Annotated in this window: 20 protein-coding genes and 1 pseudogene; 17 read left to right on the top strand and 4 right to left on the bottom strand. The window is 60.7% G+C overall.

The window, feature by feature from the left end:
- Positions 1-41 precede the first annotated feature (41 nt).
- Complete coding sequence (locus VXM69_RS33905) at positions 42-1,613, top strand: IS66 family transposase (RefSeq protein WP_367188812.1); 1,572 nt, start codon at positions 42-44, stop codon at positions 1,611-1,613.
- Between the two features lie 55 nt (positions 1,614-1,668).
- Here the strand turns inward: VXM69_RS33905 and VXM69_RS33900 are convergent.
- Positions 1,669-4,332 (bottom strand): annotated as a pseudogene (locus VXM69_RS33900) (Tn3 family transposase); the annotation flags it as partial.
- A complete protein-coding gene (locus VXM69_RS33895) occupies positions 4,329-6,008 on the bottom strand; it encodes a phage integrase family protein (RefSeq protein ID WP_175907411.1) in 1,680 nt (559 codons plus the stop codon). The gene VXM69_RS33895 and the pseudogene VXM69_RS33900, both read right to left, overlap by 4 nt.
- A 580-nt stretch (positions 6,009-6,588) precedes the next feature.
- Here VXM69_RS33895 and VXM69_RS33890 point away from each other — a divergent pair.
- The 15 genes from VXM69_RS33890 (at position 6,589) to VXM69_RS33820 (ending at position 20,833) form a co-directional block, all read left to right on the top strand.
- The gene (locus tag VXM69_RS33890; protein ID WP_367190396.1) at positions 6,589-7,188 is read left to right on the top strand and encodes a J domain-containing protein; all 600 of its coding nucleotides are present in this window, start codon (positions 6,589-6,591) and stop codon (positions 7,186-7,188) included.
- A complete protein-coding gene (locus tag VXM69_RS33885) occupies positions 7,185-7,307 on the top strand; it encodes a hypothetical protein (RefSeq protein ID WP_341773969.1) in 123 nt (40 codons plus the stop codon). The genes VXM69_RS33890 and VXM69_RS33885 overlap by 4 nt, the downstream gene beginning before the upstream one ends.
- Positions 7,308-7,324: 17 nt before the next feature.
- Complete coding sequence (locus VXM69_RS33880; protein WP_367190395.1) at positions 7,325-7,987, top strand: hypothetical protein; 663 nt, start codon at positions 7,325-7,327, stop codon at positions 7,985-7,987.
- Between the two features lie 139 nt (positions 7,988-8,126).
- The gene (locus tag VXM69_RS33875; RefSeq protein ID WP_175907407.1) at positions 8,127-8,648 is read left to right on the top strand and encodes a TIR domain-containing protein; all 522 of its coding nucleotides are present in this window, start codon (positions 8,127-8,129) and stop codon (positions 8,646-8,648) included.
- Positions 8,649-9,214: 566 nt separating this feature from the next.
- Positions 9,215-10,780, top strand: a complete 1,566-nt coding sequence (locus tag VXM69_RS33870) for an integrase (protein ID WP_175907405.1) — start codon at positions 9,215-9,217, stop codon at positions 10,778-10,780.
- Between the two features lie 171 nt (positions 10,781-10,951).
- Positions 10,952-11,689: a hypothetical protein gene (locus tag VXM69_RS33865; RefSeq protein WP_175907403.1), complete on the top strand. Its 738-nt coding sequence runs from the start codon at positions 10,952-10,954 to the stop codon at positions 11,687-11,689.
- Between the two features lie 13 nt (positions 11,690-11,702).
- Entirely contained in the window at positions 11,703-12,893 is a 1,191-nt protein-coding gene (locus tag VXM69_RS33860; protein WP_175907400.1) for a PIN domain-containing protein, read from the top strand.
- Complete coding sequence (locus VXM69_RS33855) at positions 12,880-13,527, top strand: hypothetical protein (RefSeq protein ID WP_244135755.1); 648 nt, start codon at positions 12,880-12,882, stop codon at positions 13,525-13,527. The genes VXM69_RS33860 and VXM69_RS33855 overlap by 14 nt, the downstream gene beginning before the upstream one ends.
- A gap of 398 nt (positions 13,528-13,925) precedes the next feature.
- Positions 13,926-15,088, top strand: a protein-coding gene (locus tag VXM69_RS33850; protein ID WP_175907396.1) for an IS3 family transposase whose coding sequence is annotated in 2 segments (ribosomal slippage) — positions 13,926-14,181 and positions 14,181-15,088 — 1,164 coding nt in all. Because the reading frame shifts where the segments join, the coding sequence is not laid out codon by codon here.
- Positions 15,089-15,123: 35 nt separating this feature from the next.
- Positions 15,124-16,149, top strand: coding sequence for an HNH endonuclease (locus tag VXM69_RS33845; RefSeq protein ID WP_367190394.1), 1,026 nt, complete (start codon positions 15,124-15,126; stop codon positions 16,147-16,149).
- A gap of 328 nt (positions 16,150-16,477) precedes the next feature.
- On the top strand, positions 16,478-17,827 hold the full coding sequence (locus tag VXM69_RS33840; protein WP_175907395.1) for a hypothetical protein: 1,350 nt from the start codon (positions 16,478-16,480) through the stop codon (positions 17,825-17,827).
- 498 nt (positions 17,828-18,325) lie between these two features.
- Positions 18,326-19,006: a hypothetical protein gene (locus VXM69_RS33835; RefSeq protein WP_175907392.1), complete on the top strand. Its 681-nt coding sequence runs from the start codon at positions 18,326-18,328 to the stop codon at positions 19,004-19,006.
- Between the two features lies 1 nt (position 19,007).
- Positions 19,008-19,748: a hypothetical protein gene (locus VXM69_RS33830; protein ID WP_175907390.1), complete on the top strand. Its 741-nt coding sequence runs from the start codon at positions 19,008-19,010 to the stop codon at positions 19,746-19,748.
- A 42-nt stretch (positions 19,749-19,790) separates the two neighbouring features.
- A complete protein-coding gene (locus VXM69_RS33825) occupies positions 19,791-20,117 on the top strand; it encodes a hypothetical protein (RefSeq protein WP_244135753.1) in 327 nt (108 codons plus the stop codon).
- Positions 20,102-20,833, top strand: coding sequence for a hypothetical protein (locus VXM69_RS33820; protein ID WP_175907388.1), 732 nt, complete (start codon positions 20,102-20,104; stop codon positions 20,831-20,833). The genes VXM69_RS33825 and VXM69_RS33820 overlap by 16 nt, the downstream gene beginning before the upstream one ends.
- Positions 20,834-20,871: 38 nt before the next feature.
- On the opposite strand, the gene VXM69_RS33815 is transcribed toward VXM69_RS33820, so the two are convergent.
- Together VXM69_RS33815 and VXM69_RS33810 are read right to left on the bottom strand one after the other, a co-directional pair.
- Positions 20,872-21,327: a hypothetical protein gene (locus VXM69_RS33815; RefSeq protein ID WP_175907386.1), complete on the bottom strand. Its 456-nt coding sequence runs from the start codon at positions 21,325-21,327 to the stop codon at positions 20,872-20,874.
- A gap of 776 nt (positions 21,328-22,103) precedes the next feature.
- Positions 22,104-22,307 carry a hypothetical protein gene (locus VXM69_RS33810; RefSeq protein ID WP_367190393.1) on the bottom strand — a complete coding sequence of 68 codons (204 nt, stop codon included), beginning with the start codon at positions 22,305-22,307 and terminating at the stop codon, positions 22,104-22,106.
- Between the two features lie 119 nt (positions 22,308-22,426).
- On the opposite strand from VXM69_RS33810, the gene VXM69_RS33805 reads away from it, so the two are divergent.
- Positions 22,427-23,965, top strand: a complete 1,539-nt coding sequence (locus VXM69_RS33805) for an IS3 family transposase (protein WP_175907384.1) — start codon at positions 22,427-22,429, stop codon at positions 23,963-23,965.
- Positions 23,966-24,049 lie beyond the last annotated feature (84 nt).

The raw sequence follows: 24,049 nt of genomic DNA, 5'->3' as shown, positions 1-24,049 counted from the left end.
CTGGTGCTCGCGTGATCATGGGCAGTCGGTAAACTGTCCTCATGGAATCGACCTCGACCGCGCTGCCCGACGACATCGACGCTTTGAAAGCGTTGCTGCGTGAGCGCGACGCCCAGGTCGCCGAGCTGCGGCAGCAACTCTCGTCGCGCTCACTTGAGATCGAGCACCTAAAGCTCACGATCGCGAAACTGCGCCGCATGCAGTTCGGCCGTAAATCGGAGAAGCTGGATCGTCAGATCGAGCAGCTCGAATTGCGGCTGGAGGATCTGCAGGCCGACGAAGGCGCCGCCGATGTAGCAGCCGCTCCCGAGGCAAAGCGGCCGCGCCGCGAAGGTCCGAGCCGCAAGCCGCTACCCGAACATCTTGAACGCGAAGAGCGCGTCCATCTGCCCGCCGATGATGACTGCCCCGATTGCGGTGGACAGCTCAAGCCGTTGGGCGAAGACGTCGCGGAGCAACTCGAATACGTGCGTGCGCACTTCCGTGTGATCCGTCATCGCCGCCCGAAGCTGGCCTGCGCGCGCTGCGATCGCATCGTGCAGGCTGCGGCGCCGAGCCGCCCGATCGATCGGGGCATCCCGGGTCCGGCGCTGCTCGCCCACATCGCCGTGTCGAAGTTCGCGTACCACCTTCCGCTGCACCGCCAGGCGGTGATGTACGCGCGTGACGGCGTCGAGATCGATCCCGGCGCGATGGGCTACTGGATGGGCAGCATCACGGCGCTGCTCGCACCGTTGGTCGACGCCGTGCGCCGCTACACGCTGGCCTGCGGTAAGGTGCATGCGGACGACACTCCGCTGCCGGTGCTGGCGCCGGGCAACGGTCGAACGAAGACAGGACGTCTCTGGGTCTACGTGCGCGATGATCGGCCGAGCGGCTCCGACGAACCGCCGGCGGCCTGGTTCGCCTACACGTCAGATCGCCGCGGTGAGCATCCGCAGCGACATCTCGCTGACTTCACTGGTGTGCTGCAGGCCGATGCGTTCGCGGGCTATGCCGAGCTATATCTCGACGGGCGCGTCCAGGAAGCCGCATGTATGGCTCACGCGCGCCGGAAGATCCACGACCTGCATGCGGTGCGCCCCAACGCCGTGACGGAGGAGGCGCTGCGCCGGATCGGCGCGCTCTACAAGATCGAAGAGCAGATCCGCGGCAAGCCGCCCGACGAACGGCGCAGTGTGCGCCAAGCGCGGGCGGTGCCGCTGCTCGACGACATGAAGCGTTGGTTCGAAGCGACGCTCGCCAACCTCTCTGCAAAATCTGACACGACCAAGGCGATTCGGTACGCGCTGAATCGCTGGCCAGCGCTCGTCTACTACTGCAGCGATGGGTGTGCGGAGATCGACAACCTGATTGCCGAGCGAGCATTGCGAGCCGTCGCTCTCGGACGGCGGAACTATCTGTTCGCCGGCGCCGACTCCGGTGGCGAACGTGCCGCCGCGATGTATAGCCTGATTGGCACGGCGCGCTTAAACGGCCTCGATCCCGAGGCGTATCTCGCCTACGTGCTCGAGCGCATCGCCGACTATCCGGCTAACCGCGTCGACGAGCTGCTGCCGTGGAACGTGGCGCCGTCGCTGCCGCCTACTGCTCGCGTCGACCCCATCCGATAGCGTCGCAGAGCTCCGCAGTCAACAACCTGCACTACGGTACTGCTCGGGCGCTTACGAATTGCTCGCTCTTGTTGGTTTGCGCGTGGATCGTGCGACGCAGTTCCGGATCGTCCAGATACTTGAGCAGAAACAACGTCCGGATCACGCGCCCGAGTTCGCGAAACGCGAAGTAGAGCTTGTTCTTGGTGCTCTCCGAGCCGAGGCGACGCAGGATCGTCGACGGTGTCATCTTGCCGGCTTTGATCGACACTGCGACGCGCATCATGTCGGTGTAGTGGCGCTCGATCAGGCTCCAGTCTATCGACTGCCGGCACAGACTGTCGATGTGCTCGTACTTGCGACGTTTGTCTGCCTTGTACAGGACGAGATCCTTGATGTTCCGCATGCGCGGCATCAACCCGATCCCCATGACATACGACAATCCGAACACGGGACCGCTTTGGGCTTGGGTATCGCCGTGGATCGTGTCCGGCTTGATATCGGCACCGTTCTCGATCAACCCGTCGAGGATGTAGACGGCCTCGTGAACTCCGCACGGAATGAAGTGACTGAACAGCGCGATGTACATGTCCGACACGTGATAGTAGCCGATTCCTCCGTAGCCGCCATAGCGGATATGGTACTCGGAGAGCAGATTCTGTTCGTACAGACTCCATTTTGTGCCATCGGCGGATGCGCGCTTGCCACTCCCCCAATACTTTGGCAGTGCAAACTGGTTGTATGCGTTGACGACTTTCACGATCGCCTTGTCGAGCCGTTCCTCGGTAATGTGCTTCAGGTTTAACCAGGCGACCTGCTTACGGCTGATGCCTTTCACGGACCGAGCGGTCTGACTGGGTCCGAGATTGCAGCCGTAGCAGAACAGTGTGCTGATGAAGCGCTTGCGCGGGTCATCGATCTTCGGGTCGAAGCCAGACAACGGGCCGAACAGCTTGTGGAGATTGAGCCATTGCTCGGTTTCGGTGAGAAGATCCAGGATGCTGACTTCGGGCATTGACGCCTTGATCGCCTGATCGATCAACGCGATATTGGGCGGCTCGGAGTCCTTGGCAGGCTTGTGGATGATCAGTCCGTCGTTGCCGATTTCAATGCTGTCGTTTTCGGGAAAACTCGCATCGGTATGGTCCAGCGCCGCGCTCAATTGTTCACGCAGGTTCTTCACGAATGTCTTCGCGTCCGCAGGCAAGCCAACCGTCTCGCAGTATCGAGGCAAAGCTTGCCGCAACTCTTCGTCTGTGACCTGATGAATACGGTAATCATCGTACTGATCGCTTCCTTCGACATACAGGTCGCCGGAATTGAGTTCGCGCATGATCTGGTGAAGCACACATAGCTCGAAGAATCGTCGATGCAGCATGCGGCTATCGCGGCCGTGCGGGAAAACCGCGCGCATCCACTTCTCCGGCATCCAGTCCAGCGGCAGGTTCGCGAGATCGTTCTCCGTGAGCAGCAGAAACTCACGTCGGACGTCGCGGAAACCATGCAGCCAGGCGAGCGAAATAAGCACCGATCGATCCTGAGAACTCGAGCGCAGTGGCAACACGACCAGGCACTGGAACAGCAGCGAGCGCTGATTCTTGTACGGCGCGAGCATGAACGGCAGGTCGAAGTTTCCCGCATAGGCTACGTGGTCGTTGCACTGCACGAGTACAGCGGCGGGATCGCCGAGTGCCGCCCGAATTCGCGGCAGGCGTTGGCGTTCTGGAACCTCATCATCCTGAAGGATCTGCAACACATCGCGGAATTGTCCGACCAGACCATCGACGGCTTCCGCGTGGTCCAGCCGATATTTCTGCAACTTCGTCTTCGCATACACTTCGTACTTACGCATGATCTTGATGAAGATCTCGGCAACGTCGTCCAGTGCTTTCTGAAGCTGGGCCTGAACGAACAGTACGGCAAGCGCATAGCGTTTGTTGATCTTGAGCGATCGTAGCTCCGCGACGTCGAGCGCGCGCGCCTCGGTGACGAGCTGTTCTCGCTTGCTGATCGACAGTAATGTCGGTGCGTTCGGCAATCCATCAGCAAGATCCCGAATCCCGTTGATGTGCTTCAGAAAGCTGGCGACTGCGCGCGTGGTTGGCTTCTTCGGTTCGCGCTTCAGATCCTCCCAGCCGGATCGGCCATTCGTGACGACCAGCAGTGCATCGAGCCGAGCCCGCAGGGCATCATCGAGTCGGCCGGCGATCTCCCGGAAGATCGCGTCATTGACAGCGTTTCGGTTCTGCGTGGCGATTCGTTGCAGCGTCGCAAGGGGCGGTAACTCGTAGCGGCGCCGAATAAGTTCTTCGATCAGGACGTTGACGATGTCGGGCAATTCCGTTTTCGTTTGCGCTTCCTCACGAGCGAGTTCGCCGAGCCATGTCGTGTCATCGTCGTCGAACGCGTGAATGCCGAGGTAGATGCGAAGCAACTTCTGATGCCTGATTCGCGTGCCCGACTGGTCGTAACGTGTCACCGCTGTCCGCGGCAGTGGACGCGCGCGAAGTGCCGCGCGAACATGGTCGAGGATGACGGACGGTACATCTGACAACATTGGAAAATAGCCGAGTCGCTGTAGCAACTTCAGCTGCACCGCAAACAAGACGGCGGTAGATTCCTGACGAACCTGTCGGCGGACGTAGCGCATCTCCTCGGCCGACGGGGTGAATGCAGCGAGTTCTGCCGTGCTTGGCACGGCAGGCAAGACCGGATAGACGGAATCGTGGGCGATTGTCATGACGATTCTCGCCGGGGGAAGATTGCCTCGATCTGGCGCGTGCGCTGTATGTCGTCGTCATCCAGGTAGACCGATGTCGTGGTAATCGAGGCGTGACGGAGGTTGTCGCGCACGGTCGTGAGCGTCGCGCCATTAGCCAGAGCGTGTGTCGCGTGCGTATGCCTCAGCCAGTGCGGCGTCGCGCGCCGCAGCTTATCGGCGAGCGCGGGGTGATCGGCGTCGATAGCGTCGGCTGCGGTTCGAAAGAACCGGCGCAACACATCTCTCAGGCGCGGCGTGGTGATGCCGCCGGGCTCGTCGAGATGTCCGAGCAGCGGCGTGTCCGGCGCCCATCGTGCGGGGTTCACGGCCAGATCGCGCTGCATCAGGTACTGATCCAGCGCGAAGCGTGCGAGCGGCGGCAGCACGACCTTCCCGATTTTCGCCCCCTTGCCGGTCAGGTGAAGCCATCGCTCGCCACGCGGGCCGCTCTCAATGCCGCCAAGCGTGACGCTGACCAGTTCAGCCGCACGTAAGCCGGTTGCATAACCGAAGTCGAGCAGGAACCGCAGGCGCCGTGCTGCGGGAACCGTCCAGCCGGAGGACCATTCGAGTCCGTCGGCAATCGTCCGGATCAGCGCCCACTCGCCGGCCGTGAAGGCGCGCGCGGTATCCAGTTCGCCACCGCGCTGGGCGCCCCGGACCTTGAGGCCCGCGAACGGATTTGCGAGGACGTAGCGCTGCTCGACCAGCCAGCGAAACATTGCTCCGAGCACCGACAGTGCATAGGCGACGGAATCCGGTGACAGGGCTCCGGTAAAGGGACGCCACTCGGTCGACGATCGCGGCCGCGCCGGTGCGACCCAGCGGGCGCGCGGCGCGGGATGTCGAAGGAAGGTCCGATAGGCGGTCGCGTCCTCGTTTGTCAGCGAAGACAATGCCTTGCCGCGCTCGACAATCGCCCAGAGCAGTAGGCGCTCGGCCTCTCGGCGGTAGGCGCGCCGCGTCTCGATGGCTTCATGTCGTTCGAGCCAGGCGTTGATCGCCTGATAGTCGTTGTCGGCCGCGAGTGCACACATCGGTTTCGGTGCGCGGAAGAGACCGCGCGAGCCGTCCACGTCATGAGGTACGCGAATGTTTTCCCACGGCATCACGAGTTCTGGCTTTGTCGGTACGATCAAGGCACGGGCGCGTTCAGTCAATTCCGGGTGTGCGGCAAAGAAGGCCTCGATCCGACGGGCGCTGCGCTCACCGAGTCCGGGAACCGCAATCCACCAGCGCCGACGACGGGGAATCCGGACGGTCAGGTCGGCAAGTGTTCGAATCCCGTGCCGATGCAGCCACGGTATGACGCGAGGCGATAGCCAAGCATCCACCGGATCGCTCACCTGCGGTTGCGGGACCGGGAGTGTCGGCATGATGTCGAGCGCGCGGGTCGCGGCTTTGCGATGGTGGATCCGCTCGCTGGCTGCACATTGAAACGGCCGCGCCAGATCAGCGAGATGACGGCTGAGGGCAAAGCTGGCAAGCTGCCGGCGAATCTGGCCGATCACACCGCGCGCCGACTGGCCCCCTTCGAGAGCCTGCGGGCAATATCGCTCGACCGCCTCGCGTGAGCCCATACCCGCGTACCACGCGCGCACCGCGGACAGGGACGCAACGTCGGGCAAGGATGGTGGCGATAGGACGTTCGGCATCCGAAAATTATAAGCGGCTGGATGACAGCGATGTGATGGTCAAGTGTGACGCGTTTCACGAAATGGCAGTTTTACTAGAAAATGTATCCATATCGATAATAAAGGTTAGCGATAGGGTCGCACAGAAATTCATCACCATATCGCCTGGCGAATCGATCAACAGGTCCGGCCGTCGAGTTAAAATGCGGGGCATCATTCGCCTTCCGCGGAAACTCTCCCATGACCAAGACATCGCGGTCCGTCAGTATTGCGCACGATCACGACAAGTCAGCCCTGTCGAAAGGGCAGAAGACATTCAATTCGCTGATCAAGCAGATCGAGAAACGACGCAAGCGACTTCGTGCCTGGGAGGCGACTACCCCTCTGTTCCAGCAGAAGTTTGTCAACGAGCTTCTGCCGCTCGAGCAGACTTCGTGTGCGCTTCAGCTTCGGATGGTGTATCGCCTTGACGAAGTCTATGAGCAACTCACGAAGGCAGAGCGCCGGAAGGTCGCACTTGTCATCGTTGAGTTAGAAAACCATCTACGACAAATACAGCCCCACCACCTACGAGCGCCAGATCGCTGCCGAGGTCGGCGGGATGAAGTCCATGATCGAAGCAGTGTTCGGTGTCGACCTGGGAGATGATCTTGACTTGAAGTCTCCAGAGGATCTGCTGAAACGTGCCGAGGCCCATCTCCAGAATGCACAAGCGGAATGGAATACAAAGAATGCGGAGAGGGAGGCTCGCCGCGAGAAACGTAAAAAATCCGCTCGCCAGCAAGCTGCCGAAGCACGGGCGCAAGAGACACGGACACAGATTAGCCTGTCTATTCGCGAGGTGTACCGCAAGCTCGCCAGCGCATTGCATCCGGACCGGGAAACAGACCCCATCGAACGAGAGCGAAAAACGCAGCTCATGCAGCGTGTCAACGAGGCCTATCAGAAACACAACCTTCTGCAACTCCTGGAGTTGCAGCTCGAGCTTGAACATATCGATCAGCGCGCCCTCGACAACATGAGCGACGAGCGATTGAAGCACTACAACACAATCCTGAAGGAACAAGTTCGCGAGCTCGATCAGGAGATCGCTCACGTCGAGATGCCTTTCGGCAGGCCTATGGAGTCGATCCGTTCGAACCCGTGTCACCCGATACGGTGTTGCGAAATATCGCAATCGATCTCAAGGCGCTTCGGGTGAACATCAATACGCTCGAGCAAGATCTCGCCGCATTCGTCGATATCAAACAAGTGAAGCTCTGGCTAAAACACTGCAAGATCGCACCTGCCGAGCCAGAGTTCGAGTTCATGCTGTTTTGAGATTGTGGAGGAATCCTATGCTTTGGTATCGGTTGCTGAAAAATCGTGCGGGCATCCTGCTGACCGGCGATCATGACTCTTTGCACGAGCTGTACGAAATCGTTCACGACGTCAACGAACGTTCGCCTCTGCTTCGCGAGGAGGACGGTCCATTTTTGGGCTTGGCCTACGACGTGCGCAAAGCATACGAACAACAGCGTGAAATCCTGCAGCCGCCGAAGGGCCATGAAGAAATTGGCGTCCGCTACGGCGTCGAGATCCTTTGGCCCGTCCTTCTCGTCCAGCACCGGATGCTACGAGTTTCGCTCGGATACCTCGACCACTCCAGGCGGCATCAGGCGATCACCTATGCACTTGAGGCGGTCATCGAGGCAGGATTGCGAGAGGATTTCGCGACGGAAGGACAGACCATCGTCGACTACTGGCTACAGATCGATCCTACATCGGACATCTTTCAGAAGCTCGACAGCCGTGGCGCACTGTTTTGCTCCTGGACCAAGGCAGAACGAAAGCGGCGCTTCGCCTCGCTACTGCTGAGTTTTCACTTCATGTATGAGTATTCGTCGGGCCTGCCGGATCGTCGGCCGCCCCCCCGACGCCATATCACCGCAGGAGTTGGCGCGATGGCAGGGTGTCGAATGGCCCGATCCAAACTGGTAGCAGGCAATCTCGGCGGTTAGTCGCCCGAAAATCGTTATTCGAGGCATCCTTTTTCTCAATGTACTCAATTACTTATCCGGAGATGTGGCGGATTTTTTACGAATCCCGGCCAACCCTCTCACGCGAGCGGTGGCCGGCGTCGAAGCGGCACGTGTGGCCATGGCGGCAACTGCATCTCGTCAAATTGGCGCTGATTTGTCGACTGCGTCCGCCGGCTCGGCGCAGGCGGCCGCCCCATCCCGAGTGTTCATCGTGCACGGTCACGATCAAGCGGCGAAATTCGAAGTGCAGGCGCTTCTTGCCAAGCTCGGTCTCGAAGGCGTTATTCTCGACGAGCAGGCCGGTCGTGGCGCCACGATCATCGAGAAGTTTGAGCGGGAGGCTGGCACGGCCATGTTCGCCGTGGTGCTGCTCACCCCCGACGACAAGGGCGGTGTGTCAGCAGCAGCCGTGGACGACCTCAAGCCCCGCGCGCGCCAGAATGTGATCCTCGAACTCGGCTATTTCGCGGCAAAGCTCGGACGAGGGCGTGTCTGTGCATTGCGTCGGGGGAACGTCGAAATCCCGTCCGATTTCAGTGGCGTGCAGTATCTGGACTACGACGCCGGCGGAGCCTGGAAAACCTCGCTCGCAAAGGAAATGCGCGCGGCTGGCCTGCCGGTTGACTCGAATCGGCTCTAATAGTGATCTCGCCGGACTGGAAAGAGCGGCGCGACGCGAGGGAATGGGGCTCCTTTTTCGTGAAATGAGCGCTGGAGGCGATCTGAGGCGGCCAACGTGCATATCAACTGACACATCGCAATGCGCGCGGAGGGGCTCGACGGAAGAGTGGCCCTTAGGACCGCAGCGATGGGGAGTTGCTGTGCCATACCGTCCCGTGGAGGTCGACGGTAAGCGAGTTGTCTAGGACGGGGTAGACGGCCTGCCCGTCACCGGCCCGAAGAAGTGGGCCCGCTGGGAGGCGGCGGAGCGAGGAGTGGAACGCCGCGGTGATTCGATGGCGTGAGTGAGCCGGCGAGTATCCCGTATAATTTTTAGGGTCGTGGCGACTCGCCCAGCCGGTCGTATGGACGACTCAAATGCCAACGAAATCGCAAAGAAAAAGCCCCGCACTCGGCGGGGCTTTTAAGAACTGGGGGCTTGAGCCGCTTGAATTAAGCCATCAGAGATGACCGGCACCAATTGGGTCGCGCCCCACTAGACTGTAGACCAGCACTGCTGCTGGCCGAGCACATACCTTAGGCGAAATGTTCAACCTTGTCAATGACCCTGAAAGCATCGCCTTGGCGAGGCTCATCGAATTTTTCTCCGATCGGAAGCACTGGTACCGCTCGCTGTGGGGCATCGGCACCACGTTGTCGATGGACGAGCTATTCGAGGCATGCACCGTAATGCGGCACGGCCATTTGAGTGAGGGCTCGGTTAAGCGCATCGCGTCATCGCTACAGAAACGCGTGGGTATGCACCCCGGTTTCACTGCTGACGAGAAGCAGTTCTTGCGCGAGCAGGTTCAACAGGTGCCGCGTGCAGAAGGCGTCGCCCACTTCGCGATACGTGAACTGGCACAGCGCGTGTCGGGTGACTATCTGGCTCGATGGGCTGGCGCGGTCGCGCAGGGCGACTTTCGTGCAGAGCATTTCGCCCGCCATGTGGCTGCCCACCTACTCGATACGGGTTTCTCCGCGCAATATCTCCGCACCGTTATCGCCGACAAGGAGGCTGCCTCGGAATCGGTAACCTTAGCCGAGCTGTGTGAGGAGTTGCAGGGGATCGTGCGCACAAATGCCCCGCGCGAGTTCGAGGTCTTGCTCGCATTCAAAAGTGCGCCGCGGGTGCGTCGGGGACTACCCGACGTCTGGCTGACCGGCGCGTCAATCACCGCGTGGTTATCGGAAAATGGGTTTGACACTACCGGTGTGCGTGCCGCCGCAGCCATGGTGATCACCGTGCGGGCGCGCGACACAATTGGTGCAGCGCAGGCGGCTCGCAATGAAGCCGATCGCTATTCGGCCCGCGCGATGCTCGCGACGGGCCAAGCGTTGGACTACCTACCGAACTTGTGGGTCCGTGGCAGTGTCGAGACAGCGCCGCTGACCGCCAGCGCGCGCGGCGTCGCGGTCCGAGAGTTGTTTCGCGAGGATCGCGTCTTTGCCACGGATGTCAGCCAGGACGTGGACGCCGCCTTGGAACTGCTAGCTCATCTGGAAGGCAGTTCGCCACCAGCTGCCGTGGCGGGCGGTTGGGGCGCAATCGAGGGCTTGCTCGCAGATCCCAATGATCGGGCCTCGGCGGCCGACAACCTCGCGACGCTGGTTACGTGCTCGTTCCCGCGTGCCGAATTGACGGCACTGTCGCATCGGATGGAGCGGATCATGCCCGGCGACTTTTCCGCGCTCGTAGGGGTCGACGTCAATCGCGAGCGATGTCGCATCTTGGCCACGATGATCCTCGAGGAGCGCATTCCAGTGCTACCGAGCGTAGCGGATCGGGCCGCTGTTGCTCGGATGAAGAAGTTGCTCGCTAATCCGCGTGTGGAACTCCAGACGATCAAGGACATGATCAGTGAGTCATTCCACCGCCTGTATCGTCAGCGCAATTTGATTTTGCATGGTGGGCGCCTGGACAGCGTCGCACTCACCGCGAGTCTACGTACCGTAGCGAAGCTTGCGGGCGCCGGCATGGACCGGATTACTCATGGCCACTACGTCCAGCGTCTCCGGCCGCTTGAACTCGTCGCGAAAGCAAACTTGGCCTTAGCAACGGTCAGTCGGGACGTTCCATTGGGATGCGTCGATCTACTCGAAGCGAACTGAGAGCCGCGCAATACAAAGACTCGTCAAAGTGTGCGCGGCTGATGACCCACGGTTGCGACGAATATTGTCGAGAGCCAAACAAAAGCCATACGACCGTGCGACGCTCGCGAGGCGCGGGCGTGGCCCGAGGCGCCCTGACGCGCCCCTGACGTGTACGCAGGTTGACCCGACATGACGCTACCCCCGCTTGACTACACCGTACCCGCCAATGTGAAGCACGAGTTGCTCGATCCCGACCAAACCGTGCGGGACCACTACGCGCGCGACCTCGATCCGGAAGTCGATCTGCTGGCCGAGGCACTGGCCACTGCCTTTGACGGCTATCCCGCCATCCTCAATGCCGCTGCGCGGACGCAGGTGCCGCGAACCGAATTGGTCGCCGGCTTTGCGTTCGGCGTGATCGACGACATCGTGGTGTCGACGAAGCTGCTGCTGGCCGGCAAGGGGCCGGCGTCTGGCAACACCATGCGGCAGGCGATCGAGGGCGTGGCGATGGCCGTGCTGTGCTCGACCGACACGCCGTTGGTTCTCAAAAAGGCCGGCAAGGCACCGCCGTGCATCGCGTGCTACTGGCAGAAGCTCGACCAGGGTGACCCCTGCACGCAAGGGCACCATGCGCTCAAGCAACTGGACTGGAACGCCCAGACGCTGCAGGTCAGCGGCGAGGCAATTAAGTCGTTGCGCGCCGCGCAACAGCACTATCACCAGTTCAGCCATTGTGGGCCGGTGACCCTTGGTTTGCGCCACATGCTGAACGGTGCTGCCATGACCTGGTTGGGCGGCCAGTTCGATCCCGCGAAGCTCGATTGGTATCGCACCGAGATGCGCGAGCGCATCGCCCTCGCGCGGGTGTTGCCCGAAATCTTCAGCTATCTACTCAAGCGCGTAGCGCCGACTCGTCGTGTCTAGTCAGGAGCGCGTGATGGATACCCGCATTGTCGAATTGATTGCCGCGAACCAGCTAGGCGCGATCGCACTCGACACCTCGGTGTTTGATGCGCAACAGCGCAACCTCGAGGGCGGCTTGCTGCGCCGTGTCGAGCAGTTCCGTCGCAGTGACCGCGTCCGGGTGCTGATGCCAGACGTGGTGCTACGTGAGGTCGAGGCCCATTTGAGGCGCGATGCGGCCGATGCCCGTAACGGCTTGGCGCGCGCGGTGCGGATGGCGACCCGGGCGGGGGTGCTGTCAAGTGACGCGCTCAAGCAGCTTCAGATCATCGAGTATCTGATGGACGAGCCGGTGACCGCGGCGAGCCAGCGAATGGCAGAGTGGGTGGCGGGCACCCGCGCCGAGGTGCTCGACATCGCCGCTCGCGTCGACATGCGCTCCCTGTTCGACCGGTACTTTGCCGCACAGCCGCCGTTTGCCGAGTCGAGCAAGAAGAAGCACGAGTTCCCCGACGCGGTGGCGCTGCTGGCGCTGGAGCATTGGGCCGCCGAGCACGACACGGCGGTGCTGGTGGTATCGACAGATTCCGACTGGCAGCGCTTCTGTTCGGCGCATCCGCGGCTGCTCTGGACGAATAATTTGGCCGGTGCGCTGGCTGCGTTTCAGGACGAAAGCGCGCAGTTTGCGGCCCGCCGGCTGGCCGAGACCTTGGCTGTGGGCCTGGACGAGAAGCTGCAGAATGCGTTATTGGCGGCCGGTCGGTCCTTCGCGCGTCACATCGGAGTGGGGATCGACGGGCGCTCGGCACTCGACTTTACGTGGACCCGTGACATCCATGTTGACGCACTCCAGTGGCCCGCGACGGACGGCCTGCTTGACGAATGCGAAGCAATTGAGCACAGCAACGGCAAGGTGGTGGTGCGGATCAAGGGCGTGCTGCAGACCAAGGTCGTGATGCACTTCAATTTTTCGGCCGTGTCGGCCGCCGGTGATGCGACCGTTCCCGTCGGAAACAACATGACGCTGTTTGAGGAGGAGATTCCTTGCGGCATTCTCGTCACGGTCGACAGCAACACGTCCAATCGAGTTACGGTACGCGACATTGAATTTCTGCCGGCTACCCATAGGCTGGCGATCGGGGAGATCGCGCCGGAGTGGATCGACCCGCTATATGAGTGGACCGACCCGATCAATGACATAGGCCTTCCCGATGAAATTCCTTGATATCCGTGCTGGCGACGCCAGGGCGAGGCACGCCGCACCTTCAGTTTTGCGTGAGCGGATCGTCGAGCACATTTTTGTGGGCGAGGCCATGCGCCGACTCTGGCAGCTCGGCGTCCTTAACGTCGAGATCCTGCGCGTGGAGTTCGACGCGAGCGGGTATGACCTCGTCATGTGCGGTGGCAGCGTGATACGGCATGTCCAGTTCAAGGTGTCGTTGGTCGATGGCGCACGTGCGCAGGTGGTCATCAACCAAGGGTTGGCACACGCGCGGAGCTGGTGCGTGGTATGGCTCGGCGTCACGGAGATCTCGAAATCTCCGAGTACCGTTGGTTCGGCGCGGAGCCGGGTCGTCCGTTACCCGACATCACCAATCACGCGACAGCGCGTCAAGTGCGTGCCAATGCACAAGGCATCAAGGCGGAACGAGCGAATCAGCGAGTTCTCAGGAAAAGCGAGTTCGAGAGGCTCGCCGATCTGGACGAGACGCTACACCGCTTGTTTGGACGACTTTAAACCCGCCGTCGGCTTTTTGCCGGCGAGGAGATCGAATGCAGACGCGCACGAAATTGCACGACGAGATAGTCGAGGTTTTGACGCTCGCTGGCCGACCGCTGTCCACGCGGACAATTGCTGACGCAGTGAATCGGCGAGGGCGCTACGTGCGGCACGATGGTGCGCCGGTGCCGCCGAGCCAGATCCACGGTCGCACGCACGCCTATCCTCACCTGCTTGCCTTCGTCGACGGACTAATTTCGCTCGCTCCTTCATCCGCCGGAGTGCGCGTGCCGGGAAAATCGATCGTCAGGGATTACCGCGCATTAGGCCGATTTTTCCGTTCACTCGATGTCAACGAGGTTACGCTGCATTTCACGGACATCGAGGAGATCCTGGAAGCGCCGTTGCCCCCCGTCGCGCGACGGAGGGACACGTTCTGGCAGAACTCGGACCCGTTCCTCCCGAAGCCCGACTGTAGTGGTCTAATGAACCCGGACACTGATTTAGGCGAGAATGCTCGCCATGAAGAGGTGTCTAATGACCAAGCGACGTCGTACGTTTTCCCCGGAGTTCAAACAGCAAGCCGCGTGTCTGGTGCTCGACCAGGGCTATAGCCATATGGAGGCGAGTCGCTCGGTCGGCGTCGGCGAGACGGTACTGCGCCGCTGGGTGCACCAGCTTCAAATGGAGCGTCAGGGTGTCACGCCGCAGGGCAAGGCAATCACGCCGGATCAGCAACGCATTCAGGAACTCGAGGCGCGTATCGAACGCCTCGAGCGTGAGAAGGCCATTTTAAAAAAGGCTACCGCGCTCTTGATGTCGGAAGGCATAGAACGTACGAAGTAATTGATCAGATCTGCGCAGGCGAATCAGTCGAACTGATGTGCGCGGTATTCGACGTATCGCGGTCCTGTCTGTATGCGTACCGGGAGCGTGCCCAGCGCGTAGATGCCGAGCGTATGGCGTTGCGCCACCGGGTGCACGAACTGTTCGTCGAGAGTCGAAGCTCTGCTGGCAGCCGCAGCATCATGGGCATGATGCGCGAGGAAGGCACGGCGATTGGCCGCTTCAAGGTAAGTCGCTTGATGGAAGAGCTGGGGTTGATCTGCAAGCAGCCCGGCAGCCATGCGTACAAGCAAGCTACGGTCGAGCGGATCGATATTCCGAACCATCTCAACCGTCAGTTCGAGGTTGATGCGCCGAATCAGGTCTGGTGTGGCGACATCACGTATGTCTGGGCGCAAGGCCGTTGGCATTACCTGGCCGCCGTACTTGATTTGTTCACGCGCCGAGTCGTCGGCTGGGCGTTCTCGACACGCCCGGATGCCGATCTGGTCGTGCAGGCGCTGGACATGGCCTATGAGCAGCGTGGTCGGCCACAAGGGTTGCTATTCCACTCGGATCAGGGCGGTCAGTATGCGAGTCGGAAATTCCGTCAGCGCCTGTGGCGCTATCGGATACAGCAGAGCATGAGCCGTCGCGGAAACTGTTGGGACAATTCTCCGATGGAGAGGCTGTTCCGCAGCTTCAAGACAGAATGGCTGCCGTCAGTGGGTTACATGTCGGCGCAGGAAGCACACCGGGATATCAGCCACTACCTGATGCATCGGTACAACTGGATACGGCCGCATCAGTTCAATGACGGACTGGCGCCGGCTGTTGCGGAAGAAAAACTTAACGCAGTGTCCGGGGTTGGTTGACCACTACAGACGGTCACAAATGGGCGCACGCGTGGATGAAGGCTGGCTGGCAGAAGCGCTCCGTCAACCGTCAGGCCGAGATCGTGGTGTTTGAGAGGGTTGGGGGCTCCACGCCGCTCAGCAAGCTCGACGAGCTGCGTCCCGATCGTCTCGAACTGATTTACGACATCCTCGAACGCATCCCAATCGCAATTGACGAATGGCACATGAACGCGAACTGCCGGGCCGTGAAAAACTTCAAGGCGAATCCGCGCTTCTGCTACAACTGGTCGTTCGGCTCGCGGGAAGAAGGGTATGCCGTTTGTCTCTGGCATGAAAATTTGAAGGAATCGGCGGGCGGCGATGTGTTTTCAGACACGAACTACCGAGCTGGCGCGCAGGAGCGACGAGCACGTGCAGGTGTGCTCGCTGCGTCGAATCGAGAGCGATTGCGACTCATCGGCCAGGCCGACCGTGGGATGGCCCTCGATCGCGCGGTGTGCGATGCGTTCCACCTAGGTCAGCCCCTTCACGTCATAATCTGCGCTCGCGGCGAGCCGGTCGATGGTGCCACAATGGAATTCCCGAAGGGCACCTCGAGCGTAAAGTCGCGGGAACTCGATTCGCTCACTTGGTTGGTCGAGTCTTATGACGACGTAACTGGCGCCTGTCGTATTGTGCGCGGCCCGGCGCGCGCGACGGCCGTTGGGACCATAGGTGAGGCCGCTCGATCCGATGAGTGGATCGCGCGATATTTCGCGCGATTGATTCGCCCCGAGCAAGCCGCCTTTCGACAGGCGGTACTCGATGCGTACGACGGAAGGTGCGCCATCTCAGGCTGCGATATCAAGGAAGCGCTGGAGGCTGCCCACCTGCGCGGTCGCGATTGGCGCGCAGGACACAATGACGCCTCCGACGGTATTTTGCTCCGACGCGATCTGCATGCCCTGTACGACCGAGGCCTGCTTGAGGTGGCCGACGGTATCGCGCGCTTCAGCCGCGACGTCGTTCACCACTATGCGCATCTGGAGGGGCAGTCTGTAACTGTATGCCGCGACACCTGGCGGGATGGGGCAGAGTGAGCAGTTCGATGTGCGACGCGTAGCGCAGCGAGGCTGATCCGGACGTTGGTCCGTCGGCATTGCGGCCGACCTACGACACAGTCAACGCGGCGCTGGCGGCGTTTGTCGACTGACCTGTCGCACTCGCTCGCGAGTTGATCAACGCGACGTTCGGGCTGTGCTGAGATAGGCTGCGAGCTTTTCTCGCGTCGGTGGACGCGTACCCGCAGGTCTTGGCTGAAAGAAGTTGATCTGAAGCGGTCAATCCATCTTGCCTAACCCTTTGCGATTCAAAAATTGTATTCAAAATAAACGGGAGAAATCATTGAGAAAGGTCCGTCGACCGGGGGTGCCATATCTCGAAAGGACTAAGCACGTAACGTTTCGCGATCAGCTGGGTTTTTATCGAGATTTGCTTGATGCGGTACTCAAAACTGGTGCGGTATCATTGCCGATTCCAGCGATCCTGATCTATAATTATTTACGCTCTATTGGTCACAAGGATCTCTTTGGGGCGTCCGTTCTTTCACTCGCTGGATTGTCCGCACTTTTGCAAGCATTCTTGCTTATATGGGTTGCCATCACGGCTTCGATTATTGCGCCGTCCGGGATTGTCGTAGGGTTTCTAGATCGAAACTCAGAACGTGCGCCAACTAAGGCGTTACCCAACTTCATTCTATTGAGCTCGTTGATTTGGTCGCTATGCTACGCTGGGACGGCGTACCTTGCTGGAGATGCTACTTATCCATCTTGGATTTATTGGATTGGTGCCGGAATCGCTGTGGTAACGATTTGGATCATACTCACGATTATGGCCTGGTGGAGCCCGAGTTGGTTGCCAATCATTCCAGACAATGAGATAGATTGGTCGCTACGCTTAACGAAGCCGAAGCGAAAAGTTGTGCGATTTATTCAATCCATTTCGACGCATCGTGTTGGAATGTGTATAGGACTTACGACGCCGATAGTGTTCGCGGGTGTGTACGCGGTAACAGCAATATCGGTGGTATCTCTATTCGCGGGTTCATGGCACTTGCCACAGCGTGGCTTCAAGGCGGCGATGGTGTTTTTTCTGATCATCTTTGCTAGCTTTTTTCCTGGCGCGGTTTACTTGCGCGTAAGAGCGTCTAAGAAGTCACCCGGCAAGGCATTAAAAATTGCGCTGATCGCGACGGTAGCTCTGACATATATTGCGCTATTGAACGGTGTATCGGCGCAGCCAATCGCGCTTGCGGCAATGAGAGCTATGGCGATTATCGATAATACTCCCAGAACATATGAAATTCTGAAAGCTGACGAACGCAAAATTTACTCGGCGTTGGGGTATAAAGCGATGACGGGTGATCGATTCGTGCAGGCGTTTATCCATTATCAGTTCGCTGATATCAGGTTTGTTTGCCCGGAGCCCGTTGATTTCGGCGAACGCAAAGCGATCCCGAGTAACGAGCACCGGTCAAATGATGGCTCGGCTCCATCGGCCGTTTCAGACGACGCAGCACCCCGCGCCGACGCCGCTGGATGCTTGGTGCCAACCAAGGACGAAATTCGCGTGGTGGATCTTCCGAACAGCTTCAGGCTCCCGCTCGATCCGCTCGCGACGCCGATCACATCCGAGAGGCCGAAGCTTCGCGTAAAGAGCGGACCTCGAACCGCCCATCGTGCCCGTCCGCCTGTTTCAGCCTGCGTCGCGCACCGGTGATTTTTGCCAGATTGGCGTTTCTCGGCGACACTTTCGTCCGACCCTTGTTCGGCGCGGCCAGGCACGGTGCTGACCGAAATCGGCCCGCGCGCGCTGGCGATCGCCGGACGCCATCCCCGTGCGGCCCGTTACGGGTCGGTAGCGCGCGACACACGCTTGAGTCGAGCACCCAGGAGGACGAAATGCAACTGAATCTCACCGAGGCTACCGAGAGGATGCGGCGCTATCCGCAGCAGGTCTGGTCCGAGGACCCCAGCTGCGCTGGCCGGTACACCGCGCTGTTCGCGGGCCACGACGCCTACCTGCAGCTCGAGGGGGCAGCTGGTACCTGTATTACCAGGGCATCCGCTCCGAGCCGTTGGCCAGTTTCGCGGCGGCCCAGCACAGCGCGCCCGCGTTCGCGCGCGCTGTGCTTGCGCAGCTAGCCAGCCTGATTGTTGATTGAACCGAGCGTGGCCGCCAGTGGGCGGTGCACGCGGATAGCTTGTGGGAGAGGGGATGGCAGCAGAAGTACAGCCGGTGAACTGGTGGGCGGTCGCCGCCTCGAGCGCCGTGATCGGCGCGGTGGTCAACAACGCGATCTCGCTCTGGACGCGGCACCGTGACCGCGAGCGCGAGGCGGCCGCCACCGCCACCCGCCAGGCGTATGCGCGGCTCGATCTCGCCTTGGCGCTCGAGGCCTTTGCGCAGCGCGCCAGCGCCTACGTCTATGCAGTCCACGCCGCGCTCGAGGACCACCGCGCGCTGGAGCACGATGCCTTTGAGCGCGTCGACCAGCTGCGCTTGCAGTTTGAATTCCCGCCCGCGCTCATGTGGGCGGACCTGCCGATCGAGCTCGTCGCCGAGGTGCGCGAGCTGCCGTCCGCGCTGAAGGTCAGCCGCGAGTGGATCCTGGCTGCGTTTGCCAACTGGGCCGACACCGCCGACGCCTACGAATTGGAAGCCCAGCAGGCAATGCACTACGGCAGGCGCGCCGGCGAGTTGGCCAACCAGATCCGGCGCGACATCGGTGTCGCGCCGTCGGTGCTGGCAACCGATTACCTGATGCACTTCGAGCGGGCCGTCGAGGAGGTCAAGCAGGCTTACGCACGGACTGGCGGACAGTTCACGGTGCTGCCGGAACTTGAGGCACGGTTCAAGCGGGACTTGCCGGACGGGTCGACGCTGGAGGAGGCCTGACATGGAACCGGTTAACTCGTGTACGCGCCGGCCGCTGGATGACCGCCTGCGTTGCCGGCTGACTGCCGTCGACGGGCGGCGTTACTGGCGTGCCGGCTGGCACATCCTGCTCGCCGGTGCGCTATTTGCACTCATCGATGTTCTCGAGGGCCGGGGCATCGCGTGGCGCACGGCGGCGCAACACGGGGATCCCGTTGCGCGTGCCGGGCGCGAATGGGTGCGCACGTTTGTCGGTCATCGCGATGCGCTGTCCGTGCTCGAGCATGCGATGACGGGATTCGGCGCAGCCTTGCTGGGCGTCGTGGCCCTGCAACTGTATTACGCGCAACTGGCCGTCGAAACACGCCGGAGAACGGTTGGCCCACTCGGGCGCGCCATCGCGCTGTTGGTGGCAGGCACGCTGGGCATCGGCATGGGCCAGGTAAGTCACACCGGTACGCAAATCAGGATAGGGGTGTTCATGGCGGGCGCCGTGTGGGTCACCTTCGTCTTTCGCGACTTGTGGCGCCAACTGGCCTGTGATGCGCCGCAGTGGAACATTGGCTGGGTGGGTGGTGTGGTGTGGGTGTTCGACGACGTTGCGTGGAAGATGTATCACGCTTCCGTCACGCGGGACCCACCGGCGATCGTGGTGGCGCAACTGGCCGCGGGCTTGGTGCTGCTGGTCCTCACCTGCTGGGCTGTCGGGTGGCTGACGCGGCGGATCCGATGGCTGCACCCCATACCAAACGGAGGACGGTGACGTGCGCGTGCCCATGACTTCCACCCGCCGACGAGATTACTCATGTCGATCACCAACAGGCACCGCACCACGCACGACGATCGCGCCACGCGCGCGCCAATCCCACCCGAACACCGCTCGCCGAGCTCCGCGCGCCTGCGGGAGTACGTGCGGCGGTACCGCGGCACGCTGTCGGCCTACGTTGTGCAGGCGCTGCTTGACGCCGCGCACGAGCTCGAGGCGAGCGAGGACGCGTTCGCCGTCGTCGTCGAACAGAATCACGCGCTGCAGCGCCGGCTCGCGCAGACCGAATCGAACCTGCGCACGGCGCTGGCGTTGCGCGCGCCATCCGCGAGCGCTTGGGCACGGGGTCGATGGCGACCGTGCTGAAGTTCTTTCAAGCGTGGCAGGACGCGCAGGTTCGGCCCGCTGAGGCGCCGGTCGTACTGCCTCAAGCGCTACAGCGAGGCCTGCTGGAATTTGTTGCGTCAGAAGTGGAGCGGAATAAGGGCGAGTTGCGGGCGGACCTGGAAATTGCGACCCAAGCCAATGCTGACCTCATCCTTGAATCCGAGCGGCAAACGGCGCTCGTCGAGAACCTCTCGGCAACACTCGAGAGCGCCTACGCGGAGAAGGCGGTGCTTTCCGGGCGCCTTGAGCAGGTCGAAGCGGAGCGAGATGAGGCTCGTCATGAGGCGGCGGTCGAGCGTGCGGCGGCGGAAACCGCCCGTACAGACCTGGCCAAGGCGTTGCTTCGACTGGAGGCAATGCCCCGCTTGGAGGATGATCTCAAGACCGTTCGAGAGGCCTTGGAGAAAGAGCGCGCCGCACGAGTGAAAGCCGAGCAAGCATCTGCGGTCGCGGCCACAAAATCGGACGCTGCGTGTGAAGCACAACAGTCGCTTGAGCGTACTCTTGAGGAGTCCCGCCAGCGTGGTCGAGAAAGGGAAGCCGAGTTGGTTGAAGTGCGAGCTGAGCTGAAAGAGGCGCGAGCTGCGAACGAGCTTTTGCGGAACGAACAACGTGTCGCTCTCGGTCGGCCGCGGGCGCGCGCGTCATTGTCAGCGCCACGCGTCGAGCGGAAGTCAACGGAAGGAAAGAAGTGATTCCGAAGTCGAGATTCGCCGTCGCAATAGAGGCAGAGTCACCAGAATTCCACGCCTCGGGAGGCGGCTCGCTTGTACGCCGCTGCGTGAAAATCCTGTAGGTCGAACGCTCGGCGAAAAGTGTCCAAGGGGCAAATGGCCGCGGCTTCGACAACAAATCGAGCGGGAGCGAAGCGATCCGAATCGGTTGAGGAGCGTCGCACCCATCCGTGCTTGTCCCACGCGTCTATCAGGCCGCTATTCGCAAGCAATCGGTCGAATGCGTCGACTCGTTCGAGGAAGCAGGCTCGCGTGTTTTCGTCCGAGAAGACATTGGTTGCGACGGTCGCGAGGGCAAGTTCGTAGGGGCCAGGATCAGCTCCATAGAACGAAATCAGCATTCCGCGTATGTCCGAAACTCTGCGAGCGTCGACCAACACCTCGCCGTCGTAGATCGCGCCGGCCAGTTCGAAGGCGGTACAGAACAAGCGTGGTATCAACAAAGGGACGATCACGATGGCCTCCGGTGCCGTAGCGAGTACGGTATAGGCGAACGCGGCTCTTACGGCAAGCAGTCCCGATTTATTGTCCGTTCGCGTAATCCCGACTCGTTCCAGAGGGCGTTGCACCGAGCGTCCAGCATAGTCGATCGTAGTGAAATTTGCGTTATCCTGCTGCGGTGATCGTGTGAGCCAAACAACTCTTCATGCTGATTCGCAAACAAGGACGGATAGTCACGCTGGTACGCAATGAGCCGTCGAAAGGGGCTGCCGCAATCGGGAGATCTCACGACTGCAGTCGAGGTGTTCGGCGTGTAGTCGGGGCATTTCGCATCGACGAACCAGTGCCGGCGGAATTGCTGGCGGCATTGGCCCGAGACGAGCGTAAGGCGCTCGCTTGTTGGTTGACCACCTATAGAGAGGAGCAGGTCCGCGTACGCGCTTTACCGGTACTGGCGGGAGCTCACGCGCAATTTGAGGCGATCATCGCTGCACTTGAGGTTGCGGCGGACGCGCTGTCGGTCGAGGAGGCAGACCGCCTTTGGTCTCAATTGAAGGCGATTGAGCGCACATTGAAGCGGGCGGGGCATGCACGGCCACGCAGGGCTCGCCGCGCGCCGGCAGCGCCTCCAGGGCAACGAGATTTCTTCGGTGAGATCGAAGCGATCGAAAGCCGAGCCGTGCGACAGGAATCTGTCGCTCTCGAGTAGAAGTGATGGAACGCAAGTGCTTTGCTGGCGGAGGAAGACCGAGACCTTTCCGGTTTCGAAGCTGGAGTTCTTCGCGATGATTTACAGCAACGACATTTGGAATGGCGGCGCTTCGGGAGTCGCGACGATCCTTTCCGTTGCGGACGCAACCCACTGCCCATTCGGGGGGGCGAGCACTGCTTCCCCCGCGCTCAGGTGGTCCCCATGATGCTTGCGTAGCCAGGCGACGCCAAGCACGTCGGGCGAGTACACGACGCCCGGGGCAATTTGAACAAGCTCGATCATGGGCAACCATCCTAAGCGGCTTGAACGTCAAAGTGGGCAGCGGCGTAGCGAGCGCTGCAGTTCCACACCTCTACGCCGGGGGATGCGGACAAAATCTTGGACTACTTTGGAGGTAGTCCATGTATTCATACGAAGAGCGTGTTCGGGCGGTCGAGCTGTACCTGAAGCTCGGGAAGCGCATCAAGGCAACCATCCGCCAGTTGGGTTACCCGACGAAGAATTCTCTCAAGGCGTGGTGTGACGAATTCGAAAAGAGTGGCGATCTGCAGAAGGGGTATGTTCGCGTCAAGCCGAAGTACTCTGAGGAGCAAAAGAACTCGGCACTCGAACATTACGTCAACCATGGGCGCTGCATTACCTTCACCCTCAGGGCATTGGGCTATCCCTGTCGCGAGATATTGTCGAAGTGGGTTCGTGAGCGCTATCCGGAAACCATGAAATGCGTGGTTAGCAAGGCGGGCAGACCGGCCGTGTCATTGGCGTCCAAGCAGGCCGCAGTGTACGAACTGTGCACACGGGAAGGAAGTGCACAGGCGGTGGCGCGAAAGCTGGACGTCGACAGGGTGACACTGTACAACTGGAAGAACCAGTTACTCGGCCGAGAGGCTCCTGCATCCATGAAACGCGACAAGGGCTCACCCGCAGAGACGAATCGGGACGAACTGGAGCGACAGGTCGAAGAGCTCCGGCGCGACATTCGCAACCTGCAGCTTGAACACGACCTGTTGAAGAAGGCGAATGAACTCCTAAAAAAAGACCTGGGCGTCGACCTGCCGCTCCTGAGCAACCGGGAGAAGACGACGCTGGTTGACGCCCTGATAGAAGAATACGGTTTGACTGAACTGCTTGTGCGGTTGGACTTGGCGCGCAGCTCCTATTTCTACCATCGGTCGCCCATACGGGCCGCCGACAAATATGCCGAAGTCCGCCGCACCGTTGCAGAGATATTCGAGGACAATCACCGATCATACGGCTATCGTCGGGTGCAGGCAGCGCTCAGCAGGCAACGGGTGTTTCTATCGGAGAAAGTCGTGCGTCGCCTCATGAAACAAGGCGGCCTCTACGCAGCCAGGCCCAAGCGGCGCCGGTATCGTTCTTATGTTGGGGAAATTAGTCCGGCCCCAGATAACATCATCAATCGCGATTTCCACGCCACCGCCCCCAACGAAAAGTGGCTGACGGATATCTCCGAGTTCCACATCCCTGCGGGGAAGGTATATCTATCACCCATGATCGACTGCTTCGATGGCATGGTCGTCAGTTGGTCGATTGGTACGAGCCCTGACGCAGAACTCGTGAATACCATGCTGGATGCCGCTATCGAGACTGTGACCGAGGGCGATGAGAAGCCCATTGTGCATTCCGACCGAGGTGGTCACTATCGCTGGCCTGGTTGGCTGTCCCGGATTGCGAACGCCAGCCTCATTCGTTCCATGTCGCGCAAAGCCTGCTCACCAGACAATGCGGCCTGCGAAGGCTTCTTCGGAAGGCTGAAGACCGAAATGTTTTACCCTGGCAATTGGCGTTCGACGACCATCGCAGAATTCGTTGAGGCACTGGATGCCTATATCCGCTGGTATAACGAAAAACGGATCAAGGGCTCCCTCGGCTATCTCAGCCCCATCGAGTACCGTGAAAGCCTTGGGTTAACAACGTAAATCAGTCCAAGAAAATAGCCGCATCCCCCTCCTTGTGCTTCCGGCTGGAGCGAGAGTTAGCCGGGTCGGATTTGCACCGACAAG

Origin of the sequence: Burkholderia sp. Ed8 (assembly GCF_040761425.1) — a bacterium.
GTDB lineage: Bacteria > Pseudomonadota > Gammaproteobacteria > Burkholderiales > Burkholderiaceae > Burkholderia > Burkholderia seminalis.
Note: the sequence above shows the minus strand (reverse complement) of the source record. Positions and strands in the feature narration are given on the sequence as shown.